Genomic DNA, 16,454 nt, shown 5'->3' with positions numbered 1-16,454 from the left:
AAGCACATTAAGGACAGCCCGCGCCATCGAGCTCAATCGTCTGGCCATCGAGCGTATAGGTTGCATCGGTTGTTTTGCAGAGTACATTCAGGATAACGGGCAGACGCATGTTCGAAAAGTCAGCCCGGAGTTTGCAATGCTGAAGCGCCGGGTTGCGGAAGTGAATCCGGACGCCAAATGAGTCTTCGAGCGCATCGGCCACCTGCCGAAGCGACGCCCATTCGAAGGCAATCGTGGTGGGTTCCCACAGTTTCGGTTTGGCCGAGCGGGGCAATCCGGTTTTGGCGAGCGATTCGGCTTTGGGATTAAAAACCGCCTGTTGACGCGCCGTTAGCAAAACCGCCTGCTGATTGGCGACACTCACGGCCACTTTTCCCGTCACGACCGACACCTCAAACCGGGGGCTGTTGCGATACGCCCGAACGTTAAAAGTCGTGCCCAGCACCTCCGTTTTCAGTTTCCCCGACTGAATGACAAACGGGCGGGTGGTGTCCCGGCGAACCTCAAAAAAAGCTTCGCCTTCCAACTGAACGGCCCGCAACGACGGGGCAAACGTCTTCGGATACCGCAATCGGGTGGCCGGACTCAGCCAAACAACACTTCCATCGGTTAGCTGGTGACGCTGAATGGTTTTGCTGGTATTCTCCAGCAACGCCATTTCCAGCCGCTCCGATTCGCCGGATGCGGTTTTTTCGCCCGTTTCGACGCCCCGAAACGGCCAGAGGCCAACAGTTAACAGCAGCAGTGCAGCCGCCACACCACTAAGCGCCCAGAAACCGTTTCGACCCCAAAGCAGCCTACGCACCGCTTTCGGTTCGGCTTCTTCTATTCGCTGGCGGATTTGTTGCAGAATTTTCCGGGAATAAGCAGGCTGCTGCGTTTGCGGATACGCCTGCGCCAGATCCGGCTGGTTTTCAAACGAGTCGTACCATTGCTCGACCTGCCGGGCTTCGTCGGGCGAGCAATGGCCGGCGAGGTATTTTTCCAGTAATTCGGGAGAGGGGTAGCGGTTGTCCATTCTATCCAGGATACTAGATTAAGACGGTAAAATCCAATCCATTTCCTCTAAGACGAACAAGTGGGGGGAAAACCTTAGTCGGTTTCTGTTATTTTTTCGAAATTTTCAAAACGAGATCATCAAGGCCACGGCAACAGCGGAGTAGTCTTTCAGCAACTCCCGCAGCGTGTGCTGGGCTTTGAGCAGGTGGCTTTCCACGGTTTTGGGCGCAATCTGAAGTTCATGGGCAATATCGGCCACCGACCGCCCCTGCTGATGAAGGGCATATACCTGCCGGCATTTTTCCGGAAGCCGCCCGACGGTCGATTCGTACGCCTGCTGCAAATCGGCGTAAAGAATCTGCTGCTCGGTAGCATTGACGGTTTGCCGATCCGGCTGGGCCAGCATCTCGGCCGCAAAACCATTCTGCCGGGCCTGCGCCCGAAACCAGTCGATCACGGCATGGCGGAGCAACGTTTGCAGATAGCTTTCGGGAATTTTCAGATCCGGAAGCCGGTGGCGCTTCAGCCAGAGATTCACGAACAGTTCCTGCACAATCTCTTCCGTCGTTTCCCGATCCTGAAGGCGTTTGAAAGCCGTATTGGATAGTTTCAGAAAGTAGCGGTTGTAAATCGCTTCGAACGCCCGCGCATCGTCCTGCTTCATACGCTGAAATAGCCCGATATCCTCTTCATTCTGATCGCCCCTTTGCATCGTTGAGTCTTTCTTACCGCTTGGCGTGCTAGTAAATTTGATGCCAAAATATAATTTTTTTCAGTAATAAGCCTATCTCTTTACGAAGAAAACCCGGTATAATCAGACGAAAAAGGAAAGCATCGCCCCTAAATCAGGTGAGTATACGGTAGTTGATAATCCGGGGCTTTATTTCTACCTTACCCATTCCGATTCAACGGGAAACTGTCTATTCCTAACCTGCTGCTTGTTTATGCAAAGTCGTACCGGCGAAATTCAACATCCACGTCCTGCTTCCACGCTCTACAGCGAAGACCTGGCTCCCATTCCGGTGGACAAACGCACCTGGACGACCTGGAATTACGCGGCACTGTGGATCAGCATGAGCTTATGCATTCCAACCTACATGCTCGCCAGCTCGCTTATCGAAGGCGGCATGAACTGGTGGCAGGCCATTCTGACCATTTTCCTGGGCAATACCATTGTACTCGTTCCGATGGTATTAAACGGACACGCGGGCGCCAAATACGGGATTCCTTTCCCGGTGCTGGCGCGCGCCAGTTTCGGCACCAGCGGAGCCAACATCCCGGCCCTGCTCCGCGCCATCGTGGCCTGTGGCTGGTTCGGCATTCAAACCTGGATCGGCGGTTTTGCGCTCTACCAGATGTTCCGGCTCTGGATACCGGCCCTGGAAACGCTGCCCCCGGTTTTTCCGGCCTCTTTCGGACTGCAAACCGGCCCCGCGATCTGCTTCTTTCTGTTCTGGCTGCTCAATATGTACGTTATTTACCTCGGCGTCGAAAGCATCAAAAAGCTGCTCGTCTTCAAAGCATTCTTTCTCCCCGTGGCCGCGCTGGCGTTGTTATTCTGGGCGATTTCGGCCGGAAACGGGTTAGGGCCTATTCTGGAACAGCCTTCCAAATTTGCCAATACCGCCGATTTTTTCGCCTTTTTCTTCCCGGCTTTAACCGGTATGGTCGGTTTCTGGGCTACCCTATCGCTGAATATTCCCGATTTTACCCGCTATGCCAAAAGCCAGCAGGCGCAGATCAAGGGCCAGATTATCGGACTGCCGCCGTCCATGACGCTGTTCTCGTTCATCGGCGTCGTGGTCACTTCGGCCACGACGATTATTTACGGCACCACGATCTGGGACCCGCTCGTACTGGCCGGAAAATTCGAGAACAAACTCATCGTCAGCCTCGCCATGATTGCGGTAGCGATTTCGACCCTGGCCACCAACATTGCCGCCAACATGGTCAGTCCTGCCAACGATTTTGCGAACCTCGCTCCTGCCAAAATCAACTTCCGAACCGGTGGTTACATCACCGGCGTCATCGGGATTCTGATTTTCCCGTGGAAACTCATCGCCGATCCGAGCGGCTATATTTTTACCTGGCTGGTCGGTTATTCGAGTCTGCTCGGGCCGGTTGGCGGCATCATGATTGCGGATTATTTCTTTGTTCGAAAACAGCAATTAATCACTTCCGAATTGTACAGCGCGACCGGTATGTATAGCTTTAAAAACGGTTTTAATCCGGCGGCTCTGGTCGCTTTACTGCTGGGCATTCTGCCCAACGTACCTGGTTTTCTGACCACGATCCAACTGATTCCGGCCGACAGCGTTCCGGCCTGGATTTCGCACCTGTACAATTACGCCTGGTTTGTCGGTTTTCTGGTCAGCGGTCTGGTTTATCTGGTCATGATGCGTTCGTATCAACCTCTCCCTTCTAACGAACTCCCGCATGTCGCTTTTGATTAAGAACGGACGGATTATCACGGCGACCGACGCGTATGTCGCTGATATTCTGGTGGAAGGTGAAACCATTCGCGCCATCGGAAAAGACTTGTCGCTTCATGCCGATGAAACCATCGACGCCACCGGTCTGCTGGTTTTTCCCGGCGGCATCGACCCGCACGTTCACTTGGACATGCCGTTCATGGGCACGTTTTCGAGCGACACCCACGAAACCGGAACCCGGGCGGCACTCCACGGCGGCACCACGACCGTCATCGATTTTGTTCTGCAAAAACAGGGGCATTCCCTGAAAGACGCCCTGGCCGACTGGAATTCGAGAGCACGCGGAACCGCCGTGGGCGACTACAGTTTCCACATGGCCGTCACTGATTTCAACGAAAACACCCGCGCTGAAATCAAGCACATGATTGAAAATGAAGGCATTACATCATTCAAAACCTTCATGGCGTACAAAGGTGCGTTGATGATCGACGACCGGCAAATGGTAGCGCTGATGCAGGAAGTGAAAAAGCAAGGGGGGATGGTAACCGTTCACGCGACCAACGGCGACGTCATCGACTACCTCGTGGCCAAACACCGGGCGGAAGGCAAACTCGCCCCGCTCTACCACTACCTTTCGCAGCCGGAAATGACCGAAGCCGAAGCCAGCGGCCGCTTCGCCGATATGGCCGACTACACCGGTTGTCCCGCTTACATCGTTCACCTGACCTGCGAGGGCGCGCTGAATGCCGTTCGGAATGCTACTCGCCGGAATCAGAAACTGTTTGTGGAAACCTGTATTCAGTACCTGATTCTGGACGCATCGCTCTATGAGGATGATTTTGAGGGGGCCAAGTGGGTGATGAGTCCGCCCCTGCGGGAGAAAAAAGACCAGACGACGCTCTGGGCCGGTATCAATCAGGGGCTGGTGCAGGTCGTGGCGACGGATCATTGCCCGTTTATGTGGGAACAGAAGTTGATGGGCAAAGACGACTTTTCAAAAATTCCCAACGGCCATCCCGCCATCGAAAACCGCCTGGAATTGCTCTACAGCGAGGGAGTTCATACCGGAAAAATTACGCTGAATAAATACGTTGAAGTGGCCTGCACCAATCCGGCCAAAATCTTCGGACTTTTTCCGAAAAAAGGCACGATTGCCGTTGGAAGTGATGCCGATCTGGTCCTTTTCGACCCTGCCGAAAAGCATATGCTTTCGGCAAAAACGCACCACATGAATGTCGATTATTCAGCGTATGAAGGCTGGGAAATAACCGGGAAAGTAAAAACCGTCCTGCTGCGTGGGAAAGTCGTTATCGACAACGGGGACTGTCTCGTTGAAAAAGGATACGGAAAATTCATCAAACGAAATAAAGTCAGCGGAACGATTTAATCCATACCACTATGCCACGAATGATCCGATCGGGATTGATCCAGATGAGTCTGCCGCTGACGGAAGGCGAAGGCACGATTGCGGAAATTAAAGAAGCGATGGTGCAAAAACACCTGCCGCTGATCGACGAAGCCGGGCAAAAAGGCGTTCAGATTCTTTGCCTTCAGGAAATCTTCAATACGCCCTATTTCTGTCCCGGACAAGACCGGGAATGGTATAAATCGGCGGAAACCATTCCGGGGCCGACCATCGACCAAATGGCCGAGTACGCCAAAAAATACAGCATGGTGATGATCGTTCCCATTTTCGAAAAAGAGCAGGCCGGTGTGCTGTACAACACGGCGGCTGTGATCGACGCCGATGGAACGTATCTGGGCAAATACCGCAAGAACCACATTCCGCATACCTCCGGTTTTTGGGAGAAATTCTTCTTTAAACCCGGTAATCTGGGCTATCCGGTTTTCCAGACCCGCTACGCAAAAGTTGGCGTTTACATCTGCTACGACCGTCATTTTCCCGACGGCGCGCGGTGTCTGGGATTAAATGGCGCAGAAATTGTATACAATCCTTCGGCAACGGTGGCCGGTCTTTCTCAATATCTCTGGAAGCTCGAACAACCCGCCCACGCGGCTGCCAACGGCTATTTTATGGGCTGCATCAACCGGGTAGGTGAAGAAAAACCGTGGAACCTCGGCCGGTTCTACGGCTCGTCGTATTTCGTGGATCCGCGCGGGCAAATCTTCGCGACGGCCTCGGAAGATAAAGATGAACTGCTGATTGCAGATTTTGACCTCGATCTGATCGAAGAAGTCCGCAGCGTCTGGCAGTTCTTCCGCGACCGACGACCGGAGACGTACAACAAATTGGTTGAACCCTAATTAGTTAAGAGTTATGAGTTAAGAATTAAGACGATACGGCATCGGCCACCGGCGGTTGCGTTGTCTCTTTAATTTTTAACTCTTAATTCTTAACTCATAACTCTTAATTATGGCTCTTGTCAATAATCGCTTAACGGCAGAACAGTACGGGGAGAATTTCAGTGACATTCATCCGCCGTTTGAAACACGCGACGCGGCTTTGGTGGAAGCCAACCGCTGCCTGTTTTGTTACGATGCACCGTGTATTAAAAGCTGTCCGACAAGTATCGATATTCCGAAATTTATCCGGCAGATTACGACCGATAACCCCAAAGGATCGGCCCATACCATTCTCAGTGCCAACATTCTGGGTGGTGGCTGCTCAAAAGTCTGCCCGGTCGAGAAGTTATGTGAGGGTTCGTGCGTCTATAACTTGATGGACGAACCGCCGATTCCGATTGCCAAACTCCAACGGTTTTCTACCGAAAAAGCCATTGCGGAAAAGTGGCCGCTGTTTCAGCGAAAACCGTCTACAACCAAGCGAGTCGCCGTGGTTGGCGCGGGACCAGCGGGTTTGAGTTGCGCCCACGTACTGAGTCGCGAAGGCATTGACGTGACGGTTTACGAAAAGGAAAGCAAAGGCGGGGGGCTGATGACGTACGGCATTGCGGCTTATAAAGTAACCCCTCAGTTCTGCGAGGATGAGGTCAATTTCATCACCTCACTGGGCGGAATTGCGATTAACTATAATGCCGAACTGGGTAAAACCGTCTCGCTGGTCGACTTGCAGCAAACCTACGATGCGGTTTATCTGGGCGTCGGCGTCGGGCTGGCCCGGCAACTGGACATTCCTGGCGAAAATCTCAACGGCGTCGAAGATGCGATCCGGTTTATTTACGACATCCGGACCAATGGGTATTCTTCCGTACTGGTGGGGGATAAAGTGGCCGTGATTGGACTGGGCATGACGGCCATTGATGCCGCAACGCAAGCCAAACGACTGGGAGCCAGCGAAGTAACCATCGTCTACCGCCGAACCCAGGCCGAAATGCCCTGCACGGAAACCGAACTGAATCTGGCGAAACTGGATGGCTGTCGGATCATGTGGCTGGCCGCTCCGCAGGAAATCATCGGCGAAAACGGGCAGGTTACCCAACTGATTTGCAGCCTGATGCAATTGGGCGAACCCGACGCCAGTGGTCGCCGATCGCCCGTAGAAACCGGTGAAACGATGACGCTGGACGTCGATATGGTCATCAAAGCCGCCGGTCAAATGCCGTTTGAAGAATTAGTCAGCGAGAATCACCTGGAGAACTGGAAAGGCAAAATTACCATCAACGACGCGTGTGCCACCAACCTCCGGGGTGTTTTTGCGGGCGGTGACTGCGTCAATGGCGGAAAAGAAGTCGTCGACGCGGTTCAGGCCGGAAAAGACGGGGCCAAGGCGATTCTGGAATTCTTAAAATAGTTTACGGTTTTCCGTATTCGGTTTACGGCGGCTGATGCGCGCTTTCCAACAGATTATCATTGCGTTCGCTGGAATGCGTCAGCCACCGCAAACCGAATACGGAAAACCGTAAACCCATAAACTCAACCAACTCCTTTCATGGCGGATTTATCGGCAAATTTCCTCGGCATCAAATCGCCCAATCCGTACTGGCTGGCGAGCGCTCCACCGACGGACAAAAAATACAACGTGCTGCGGGCGTTTGAAGCCGGCTGGGGTGGCGTGGTGTGGAAAACATTGGGAAGCCAGATTAAAAACGTGTCGTCGCGCTATTCCTCCGTCGATTACAACGGCAACCGAATGATGGGTTTCAACAACATCGAACTGATTTCGGACCGGCCGCTGGCCATCAACCTCCGCGAAATTGCGGAGTGCGTGCGCCTGTTTCCTGACCGGGCGATGGTGGTTTCGCTCATGGCCGACAACAGCCGGGAAAAATGGCACGAGCTGATTGCGCAGGTGGAAGATACCGGCGCCCACGGCCTGGAGCTTAATTTTGGTTGTCCGCACGGCATGAACGAACGCGGCATGGGCGCGGCCGTTGGGCAGGACCCCGAAATTGCCCGGATGGTGGTGGAATGGGTGATGGAAAAAGCCACGATTCCGGTCATCACAAAGCTGACGCCCAACGTCCATTCGGTGGTGCCGTCGGGCCGGGCGTCGGTGGAGGGCGGCACCAAAGGGCTTTCGCTGATCAACACGATTCAATCGATCACCGGCGTCGATCTCGACACGCTGGTGCCCAATCCCTACGTCGCGGGACAATCCGTTTTTGGCGGCTATTGCGGACCGGCGATCAAACCGATTGCGTTAAAGATGCTTACGACCATCAGCCAGGATCCCATCACCTCGCGGGTGCCGGTTTCGGGCATTGGTGGCATCAGCACCTGGAAAGATGCCGCCGAGTTTCTGTTGCTGGGTGCCACCACGGTGCAGGTCTGCACGGCGGTGATGAAACACGGTTTTCGGATCATCGAAGACCTGTGCGAAGGGCTCAACAACTGGATGGACGAAAAAGGCTTCAAAACTTTGAATGACTTTATTGGCAAATCCGTACCCACCGTCACGCATTGGGAAGATCTCGACATCAACTACCACATCGTCGCTAAAATCAACCCCGATAAGTGCATCCACTGCGGGCTGTGTTACATCGCCTGCGAGGATACGTCCCACCAGTCGATCAACCTGCTGCATGGCAAACCGTACAATACGTATTCCGTCATCGAGGAAGAATGTGTCGGCTGCAACCTGTGCAAACTGGTTTGCCCCGTCGACGATTGCATCACGATGGTGGAGCAACGGAAGGGGGAGGAATACGTCAACTGGAAAGAATTTCAACGGCGCGGCCTCCCGTTGAACGATCATTGAGGACTAAAAAGGGAAATATTTTGCCAAAAAATAATCCAATAGCTGTCGCTACAAACCCCTTAGAACCGCCTTGGACACTTTTTTTTCACACTTTGCATATTTTTTTACCTTCAGAGTGAAAACTACCGGGAAGAAACCGTTACTTTACAACTCAATTTTTATTCTTGAAAATCATGCCAACGGGTACAGTTAAGTTTTTTAATGAGAACAAAGGATTCGGGTTTATTGTACCTGATGACTCAAGTGGAGACATTTTCGTTCACGTGTCTGCCTGCCAGGACCAACTGCGGGAGCAAGACAAAGTCACTTACGAAGTAGAGCGCGGCCCGAAAGGGTTGAATGCAACGAACGTTAAGCGGGCCCGGTAACCAACGGCCGGTTAGCTTTCAGGGATTATTATTTTTAAAGGCTAACCGGCTTTCTCTTTTTCTTTCCAGCAAAGTGGCACACAAGCATTCATTGCTTTCGTATCTCCTTGTGTCTACTCCCACCAAAATCATTTAGCGGTTTTCAATAGCTTTCAGCGCAGTTTTTACGTTGGACGAATCGGTATGTCCATTCTTTTTTCTTCCGAATCGAATGGCTTAGGGCTACAAGATGATTCATCCCTACGGGATTTTAGGCCTACCTTATTCTATCCCCTACAATACGGTTCATTCCTACGGGATTTTAAGCCTACCTTATTCTATCCCCTACAAGATGATTCATCCCTACAGGACGGATGATCGAATCCAACAATCCCGTAGGGATGAATCATGTTGTAGGTGAAGAAGGATTATCAATTCCAATAATCCCGTAAGGATGGCCGATCTAATGCAAAAAACGATGGGTCGCCATCAGGCCGTTGTCCGGCTCACCTTCGACTTGATGAATTGGAAAATAATCGGAGCAATCGACAAACCGATGATGCCAAAAATGACCAGCTCGAAGTTGTTTTTTATAACCGGCAAATTACCAAACAGATAGCCGAGCATACTCACGCCTACGACCCATAAAATGGCACCGGCTACACAATAGCTGATGTATTTGCCATAATTCATACTTCCTGCACCAGCGACGAATGGCGCGATCGTGCGAACGATGGGAATAAACCGGGCCATGATGACGGTTTTTCCGCCGTGTTTCTGGTAAAAATTCTCGGTTTCTGTGATGTATTCCCGCTTGAAGAAGAGAATTCGTTCCCGCATTTTGATCTGATTACCGAGGACTTTACCGACGAAATAATTGACGTTATCGCCCAGTAAAGCCGCCACAATCAGCAACGGAATCATGATTTTCATGTCCAGCGAACCGGTCGAAGCCGCGAGGGCTCCGGCAGCAAACAGCAGCGAGTCGCCCGGCAGCAGCGGCATGACGATCAATCCGGTTTCCACAAAAATGATCAGAAACAGAATCGCATAGGTCAACGTGCCGTACTCATTGATGATGTCGGCCAGGTGTTTGTCCAAATGCAAAAAAAAGTCGAGAACCGACTGAAGGAATTCCATAGGGGTGATTTCTTGGTTGATTAATGTGACGGTTCCTGGCCGGTTTTCAGCCCGAGTCCGTTCAGAAAATGAGAAAAGGTATCCCCACGAAGGCCTAATCGAATGGTTTCCAATGGAATGGCTTCATTGGGGGAAATATTGCCAAGATTGACATTGGCACCCAGCAGCTTCACAAACCACACCTGCTGTTCTTTCTGGGGAGCTTCCCAGATGATTCGGTCGGATGGAATCTGCGTCAGGATTTCTTCCACCAATCCCTGCCGAACTTCCCCGCTGGCCCGAAATAGGCCGACGGTGCCGCCTTCGCGGGCTTCACCGATTACCTTCCAGGCACCTGCTTCCAGTTCGGCCCGCATCAACTGAATCCATTTGTAGGGCGGGATGATCTTGGCTTCGTCTTTTGAACCTACTTCCGACAAAACCGTCACCTGGGTAGCCAACTGACGAATGTACTCACATTTGTCGTCCTGGTTCATCTCGACGGAGCCATCTGATACTTCGGCATACTGTAAGTCGAAGGTATCGAGCAATCGTCGGTAGTCGTTGAACTGGTTCCGGATCACGAAAGCTTCAAACAGCGTTCCGCCAAAATAGGCCGGGATGCCGGCATCTTTATAAACCTGCAGTTTCTCTTTCAGATTGGGCGTTACGAATGACGTGGCCCAGCCTAACTTCACAATGTCGACGTGGGCGGCCGATGTGGACAAAAAATCTTCGACCTGTCTGATACTAAGCCCCTTGTCCATAACCATCGTCAGGCCGTCCTGCCGGGGTTTTACGGTCCGTTCCGGAATGTGGGAAAGCGTATAATTCATTTTGAGGGGAAAAGCGTGTTAGCGCAAAAAACGCCCAAAAGTAACACAAGTCCGGCTACCTCCCAAGAAAATCCACGGAATATAGTTCATTAAACCGTTTTCTACTTGGTTAAATGCTATTTTTGTAAAAATAGTCCCGCTTATGTCTACTCCCGAAACCAACCCCCGGCTGCAATTCTTCCGCTCCATGATCGGCCAGGCCATGGCCCAAAGCCCGTCGCCCCTGGGTCGCTGGTTAAATGGCAGGCTGCTGGCGGCCGAAGAAGGATCGCTAACGGTCGAATATGAAGTTCGGGAGGACATGACCAATCCGATGCGAATTCTACACGGTGGAGCCGCTGCGGCCATCATCGACGAGCTGATTGGCACGACGGTTTATGCCCTGGGCCGGGAACATCTGTACACGTCGGTGAATCTGAACGTCGATTTTCTGCACAGCGCCCGGCTGGGCGAAACCGTCACGGCCCGGACGCAGGTGGTGCGGGCGGGTAAAAACATCGTGCATGCCGAATGCCAGATCACGGCGGCCGATGGCAAAATCATCGCCAAAGCATCTTCGAATTTGATTCAGACCTCGATCAGGCATTAAGTTCATTGTTCATTTCGTTATTCGTTGTTCAATATTCAGTATTCGATATTTATGGATTTTAATATCGAATACTGAATATTGAACAACGAATAACGAACACCCTAAACTACACCGGCAGCGGATTCAGATCCGGGTTTTTGCGCTGGTGCCAATACGGATAAATCGGCTCCTTGTTGCTGGCAGCATCCAGCCGGGCCACCTGCTCCTTCGATAGGTTCCAGCCAACAGCCCCCAGATTCTGAGTCAGTTGTTCTTCGGTTCGGGCACCGATCACGATGCTCGAAACCGTTGGGCGTTGCAGCAACCAGTTCAGGGCCACCTGGGCGACGGTTTTACCGGTTTCGGCCGCCAGTTCGTCCAGCGTATCGACAATCGTAAACCAGTAGTCTTCCGGAATCACCGGGCCTTCGCCCCCTCCCTGCGCAATCCGGCTGTCGGCGGGTGCCGGATTGCTCCGACGGTATTTGCCGCCCAATCGTCCGGCCGCCAGCGGACTCCAGACCACCGTTCCAACGTTCTGATCCAGTGCAAGCGGCATCAATTCCCACTCAAATTCGCGGCTCAGCAGCGAGTAATACGCCTGGTGTGTCACGTATTTCGCCCAGCCGTAGCGTTCGGAAACCGACAGCGATTTCATCAAATGCCAGCCCGAGAAGTTGGAACAGCCGATGTAGCGCACTTTTCCGCTCTGCACCAGATTGTTCAGCGCACTCAGCGTTTCCTCTACGGGCGTGTTGCCGTCAAAACCGTGCATGTAATAGATGTCGATGTAATCGGTTTTTAACCGGCGCAGGCTGTCTTCGCAGGATTTGACCAGGTGAAACCTTGAAGAACCAAAATCATTCGGGCCGTCGCTCATTTTAAAGGTTGCCTTTGTCGAAATCAGGGCTTTATCGCGTAAACCGGTCAGGGCCTTGCCGAGAATTTCTTCGGACATTCCCTTTGAATACACATCGGCGGTATCGAACAGCGTCAGACCAGCATCCAGACAAAGATTAACCATCCGGGTCGCTTCATCGACCTGTGTGCTGCCCCAGGCTTTAAAAAATTCCGTGCCGCCCCCAAACGTGCCCGTTCCAAAACTCAACACCGGAACCTTTAGCCCCGACGCACCTAATTGTCTGTATTCCATAGCAATGAACAATTTAATAAATAAAGGTTATTTCGCGGAGATCAGCAGAGGAAAAGGAGTTAAGCGGAGTATATGAAGAATCTCTGCTTGACTCCCTGTTTTATCTGCTGATCTCCGCGAAATAACGATTCCCATTCCGTCAATTTAATGACCGGGACAAATATATCACGATTTACATCACCCGGTTTCCTGCCCACAACGGCTGTCTTATAAATAGAAATTGTAAGTCTACCCCGGAACGCTTAATTTGAGGAGCCAAACCACCCTTTGCCCCACTGCTGCCCGATCTCTATGGAAATAGCTTCTTTTCTGATTGTCTTTTTTATGGTGCGGTACATCCGGACCTCACTCCAGACAGCCGTGCGGTTTCCGGAATGGGAAAGAATCCTGGTTATCGTCCAGTACGCGGCATCCGGTTTATTGGCCGCCGATGTTTTTCTCGATTCCAGCATTACCAAATGGCTCTGGCACCTACTGTTGCTCGGCATGGTTGGGGCGGCTTATCTCCTGAAAGATTTTCGACCGGTTCGCAACGTCTGGCTGGCGGTTGGCCCCTACATCCTGGTTTCGCTGTTCAAAGACATCGCGAAGTTGATCGACTCGGATTTTTACGAAACCATCAGTACGGTTGTCGAGATCGCCGAAATCTTTACACTGGTGTGGCTGATTGCGATCTGGGTCAGTACGCAACGGCAGCAGAAAGCACTCGAAAAAGAACGCCTGAAACGACTCCAGGAAGAAGAACAAAGTCGGATTATTGCCGGTCAGAACGTGATGCTCGAACAGCTTGTGGCGGAACGGACGGCCGAATTGACCCGCCAGAAAGAAGAACTTGAACAAACCCTGACCGAACTGAAAGCCACACAAGATCAACTGATTCAACGCGAAAAAATGGCCTCGCTCGGGGAGCTAACCGCCGGTATCGCCCACGAAATTCAGAATCCGCTCAACTTCGTCAACAACTTTTCGGAGGTGTCGGTAGAATTGATCGAAGAGTTGAAGGAAGAACGCAGACGGGAAGACCGGGACATTGAACTGGAAGAAGAACTGCTGACCGACCTTACACAGAACCTGCAAAAAATTACGCACCACGGCAAACGCGCCGACTCGATTGTGAAGGGGATGCTGCAACATTCGCGCACCAGCACGCCCCAGCGGGAACCCACCGATCTGAACAACCTGGCCGATGAATACCTGCGGCTGGCATACCACGGTTTGCGGGCCAGCGATAAGTCCTTCAATGCCACCTTGATCATGGATTTCGACGAGCACCTGGGCAAGGTTTCCGTGGTGCCGCAGGACATGGGCCGGGTGCTGCTCAATCTGTTTACGAACGCCTTTTATGCCACGGAACAAAAACGAAAAACCGGTCTGGCGAGCTATCAACCCACGGTGCAGGTCAGCACGAAACGCCTTTCCGACGAGCAGATTGAAATCCGGGTGCGCGACAATGGCTGCGGGATTCCGAAAACCGTCCTGAACAAAATTTACCAGCCGTTTTTTACGACCAAACCGACGGGACAGGGAACCGGTCTGGGCCTGTCGCTGAGCTACGACATCGTTACCAAGGGCCACAGCGGAGCGCTGACCGTCGAAACCGAAGAAGGTGAGTTTACGGAGTTCATCATTCAGTTACCTACATAAAGGCCGAGTTTGCGTACCTTTGAGAAAGAACCCTTTTTATTTTTTTACTAAATAAGCCTGAGATGAAAGTATTGGTGGTAGATGACGAAACGGACGTACAGATACTTTTTGAACAACGCTTTCGGCGCGAGATCCGCGCGGGTGAACTCATTTTCGCCTTTGCCCATTCGGGCGAGAAAGCCCTCGCTTACCTGAACGAACATCCTTCTGAATATGTACTGATTCTGTCGGACATCAACATGCCCGGCATGAGCGGTCTGGAATTGTTGCGCCTGATTAAAACCACGTATCCGGCCCCTCCGCCCGTCGTCATGATGATCACAGCGTATGGCGATAGCGAAAGCTACGACCAGGCGATGCAGCTGGGAGCCGACGCGTTTCTGACCAAACCGCTTGACTTTAACAACCTGAAAGAAAAACTCAAAAGCGCCCTATGAAGTCTAAAATTCTGGTCGTGGATGACGAAACCGATCTGGAACTGCTGATCCGGCAAAAGTTTCGCCGGCAAATCCGCGAACTGCAATATGAGTTTGTTTTTGCTTTCAATGGCGTCGATGCGCTGGTCAAACTCCAGCAGCATCCCGACATCGATGTCGTGCTGAGTGATATCAACATGCCCGAAATGGATGGTTTGACGCTGCTGGAAAAACTCGGCGAGGTCAGCCCGCTGACCAAAACCGTGATCGTTTCGGCGTATAGCGACATGGCCAACATCCGGACGGCCATGAACCGGGGCGCGTTCGACTTTATCTGTAAACCGGTCAATTTTGAAGACCTGGACGTGACGATGCAGAAAACCATCCGGCACGTGGCCCAACTGCGGGAAACGCTGAAGGCCATCAAGGAAAACAACATTCTGAGGATGTACGTCGATGAATCGGTGCTCAATTTCATGGATCGTCGGGAGTTTGAATCGTCGCTAATGGTGAATGAAACGGTTCAGGCCACGGCGGTCTTTATCGACATCTGCGGATTTACGGCCATTACGGAGCGCGAAAGTGCCGATACCGTTGTGAAGTTGATCAACCTGTATTTCGACGTGATGGTGAAGGAAATCATCGCCCAGGGCGGTTTTGTCGATAAATTCATGGGTGACGCGATCATGGCCGTTTTCCGGGGCGACTACCACCTTGACCGGGCCATCGAAGCCGCCCTGGCCGTCCGGAACCACATCGAATCGATGGAGGAAACGCTTCCCGACGAACCCATTTATACCCCCAAAGTGGCCATCGGCATCAATACCGGCGAAGTGATTTCGGGCAACATTGGCTCGGCCACGCTCCGGCGGCTCGATTACACCGTCATCGGCGATGTAGTCAATACGGCCCAGCGCCTGCAGTCGTATGCCCAGGAAGGGCAGATCATCATCAGCGATGCCGCTTACCAGTTGGTCAAAAACTCCTTCCGTTGTGAACCGCTGGGCGAGGTTTTGCTAAAAAACAAAGCGAATCCGGTGGCGGTTTATGCGGTGATCGAATAACTGCGAATTTTATTCACGTCGATTTTTCTCCGGTTGGCACCTGGATTCTAACCATTCATCCCCTTTTTTTATACCGTTTGATAAACAGTACTTGTTTACTAAACAGTGTTCAGTACATTTGTAACGTTAATTAACAACTATGGGAATTGTTGAGCGGAAAGAGCGCGAGAAAGAGGAAATGCGGAAACTGATTCTGGAAGCAGCTCAAAAGCTATTTTTAGAAACCGGTTTCGAAAAAGTAAGCATTCGGAATATTGCGGATGCGATTGAATACAGTCCGGCGACGATTTATCTGTATTTCAAGGATAAAAATGACCTGCTGTATGCCATTCATAACATCGGTTTTCAGAAAATGATCGAAGAGTTTCAGCCAGCACTTCGTCTGGCCGACCCCTTTGATCGACTGGTTGAAATGGGCCGCCGGTATTTTCGGTTTGCGTTCGAAAATCCGGAGTTTTTTGACCTGATGTTTATTATGACAGCCCCAATTGAAGCGATGGCCTGCCGCGACGATATTTGGGATGAAGGAAAAATAGCCTTTGGGCTAGTCGTGAAATGCGTTCAGGATTGCATCGATACGGGTGTATTTAAAACCCGGGATGCTGAAGTTGCCTCCATGATGATCTGGAGCATGGTGCACGGGAATACGGCACTTTTCCTGCGGAAACGCCTGGAAATGTTTGAGGAAGACCGGCGGAAAGAAATAATGGAAGAAGCCTTTAACCTCTTTGTCGAAACAATCCGGAAGGGACTATAA

General features: G+C 51.9%; 16 protein-coding genes. 11 read left to right on the top strand and 5 right to left on the bottom strand.

Annotated elements, in window-relative coordinates:
* Nucleotides 1-7 precede the first annotated feature (7 nt).
* Together ACS5NO_RS01725 and ACS5NO_RS01720 are read right to left on the bottom strand one after the other, a co-directional pair.
* Nucleotides 8-1,018, bottom strand: coding sequence for a FecR family protein (locus ACS5NO_RS01725; RefSeq protein ID WP_439413554.1), 1,011 nt, complete (start codon nt 1,016-1,018; stop codon nt 8-10).
* 105 nt (nt 1,019-1,123) lie between these two features.
* On the bottom strand, nt 1,124-1,711 hold the full coding sequence (locus ACS5NO_RS01720; protein WP_439413553.1) for an RNA polymerase sigma factor: 588 nt from the start codon (nt 1,709-1,711) through the stop codon (nt 1,124-1,126).
* A 232-nt stretch (nt 1,712-1,943) separates the two neighbouring features.
* Between ACS5NO_RS01720 and ACS5NO_RS01715 the strand changes: the two genes are divergently transcribed.
* The 6 genes from ACS5NO_RS01715 to ACS5NO_RS01690 all read left to right on the top strand — a co-directional run bounded on the left by ACS5NO_RS01715 (nt 1,944) and on the right by ACS5NO_RS01690 (nt 8,918).
* On the top strand, nt 1,944-3,452 hold the full coding sequence (locus tag ACS5NO_RS01715; protein ID WP_439413552.1) for an NCS1 family nucleobase:cation symporter-1: 1,509 nt from the start codon (nt 1,944-1,946) through the stop codon (nt 3,450-3,452).
* The gene (gene hydA, locus ACS5NO_RS01710; RefSeq protein ID WP_439413551.1) at nt 3,436-4,818 is read left to right on the top strand and encodes a dihydropyrimidinase; all 1,383 of its coding nucleotides are present in this window, start codon (nt 3,436-3,438) and stop codon (nt 4,816-4,818) included. Before ACS5NO_RS01715 ends, hydA begins: the two co-directional genes overlap by 17 nt.
* Before the next feature lie 11 nt (nt 4,819-4,829).
* The gene (locus ACS5NO_RS01705) at nt 4,830-5,696 is read left to right on the top strand and encodes a nitrilase-related carbon-nitrogen hydrolase (protein WP_191908808.1); all 867 of its coding nucleotides are present in this window, start codon (nt 4,830-4,832) and stop codon (nt 5,694-5,696) included.
* A gap of 109 nt (nt 5,697-5,805) precedes the next feature.
* On the top strand, nt 5,806-7,143 hold the full coding sequence (locus ACS5NO_RS01700; protein ID WP_439413550.1) for an NAD(P)-dependent oxidoreductase: 1,338 nt from the start codon (nt 5,806-5,808) through the stop codon (nt 7,141-7,143).
* Nucleotides 7,144-7,281: 138 nt separating this feature from the next.
* A complete protein-coding gene (gene preA / locus ACS5NO_RS01695) occupies nt 7,282-8,550 on the top strand; it encodes an NAD-dependent dihydropyrimidine dehydrogenase subunit PreA (protein WP_439413549.1) in 1,269 nt (422 codons plus the stop codon).
* Between the two features lie 173 nt (nt 8,551-8,723).
* On the top strand, nt 8,724-8,918 hold the full coding sequence (locus tag ACS5NO_RS01690) for a cold-shock protein (RefSeq protein WP_114406921.1): 195 nt from the start codon (nt 8,724-8,726) through the stop codon (nt 8,916-8,918).
* A 468-nt stretch (nt 8,919-9,386) separates the two neighbouring features.
* On the opposite strand, the gene ACS5NO_RS01685 is transcribed toward ACS5NO_RS01690, so the two are convergent.
* Together ACS5NO_RS01685 and ACS5NO_RS01680 are read right to left on the bottom strand one after the other, a co-directional pair.
* Complete coding sequence (locus ACS5NO_RS01685) at nt 9,387-10,037, bottom strand: DedA family protein (protein ID WP_439413548.1); 651 nt, start codon at nt 10,035-10,037, stop codon at nt 9,387-9,389.
* Between the two features lie 20 nt (nt 10,038-10,057).
* Nucleotides 10,058-10,852 carry a phosphosulfolactate synthase gene (locus ACS5NO_RS01680; protein ID WP_439413547.1) on the bottom strand — a complete coding sequence of 265 codons (795 nt, stop codon included), beginning with the start codon at nt 10,850-10,852 and terminating at the stop codon, nt 10,058-10,060.
* A 142-nt stretch (nt 10,853-10,994) separates the two neighbouring features.
* On the opposite strand from ACS5NO_RS01680, the gene ACS5NO_RS01675 reads away from it, so the two are divergent.
* Nucleotides 10,995-11,441, top strand: coding sequence for a PaaI family thioesterase (locus ACS5NO_RS01675; RefSeq protein ID WP_439413546.1), 447 nt, complete (start codon nt 10,995-10,997; stop codon nt 11,439-11,441).
* A gap of 106 nt (nt 11,442-11,547) precedes the next feature.
* Here ACS5NO_RS01675 and ACS5NO_RS01670 read toward each other — a convergent pair whose 3' ends face one another.
* Entirely contained in the window at nt 11,548-12,573 is a 1,026-nt protein-coding gene (locus ACS5NO_RS01670) for an aldo/keto reductase (RefSeq protein ID WP_439413545.1), read from the bottom strand.
* A 291-nt stretch (nt 12,574-12,864) separates the two neighbouring features.
* On the opposite strand from ACS5NO_RS01670, the gene ACS5NO_RS01665 reads away from it, so the two are divergent.
* From ACS5NO_RS01665 to ACS5NO_RS01650, 4 genes are all read left to right on the top strand, one after another.
* Entirely contained in the window at nt 12,865-14,217 is a 1,353-nt protein-coding gene (locus tag ACS5NO_RS01665; RefSeq protein ID WP_439413544.1) for a sensor histidine kinase, read from the top strand.
* A gap of 62 nt (nt 14,218-14,279) precedes the next feature.
* On the top strand, nt 14,280-14,654 hold the full coding sequence (locus ACS5NO_RS01660; protein WP_439413543.1) for a response regulator: 375 nt from the start codon (nt 14,280-14,282) through the stop codon (nt 14,652-14,654).
* Nucleotides 14,651-15,697 (top strand): adenylate/guanylate cyclase domain-containing protein, encoded by a 1,047-nt coding sequence (locus ACS5NO_RS01655; protein WP_439413542.1) that lies wholly within the window; start codon nt 14,651-14,653, stop codon nt 15,695-15,697. Before ACS5NO_RS01660 ends, ACS5NO_RS01655 begins: the two co-directional genes overlap by 4 nt.
* A 139-nt stretch (nt 15,698-15,836) precedes the next feature.
* Nucleotides 15,837-16,454 carry a TetR/AcrR family transcriptional regulator gene (locus tag ACS5NO_RS01650; RefSeq protein ID WP_421827652.1) on the top strand — a complete coding sequence of 206 codons (618 nt, stop codon included), beginning with the start codon at nt 15,837-15,839 and terminating at the stop codon, nt 16,452-16,454.

Source organism: Larkinella fluvii, from assembly GCF_051857545.1.
Taxonomy (GTDB): Bacteria; Bacteroidota; Bacteroidia; order Cytophagales; family Spirosomataceae; genus Larkinella.
Note: the sequence above shows the minus strand (reverse complement) of the source record. Positions and strands in the feature narration are given on the sequence as shown.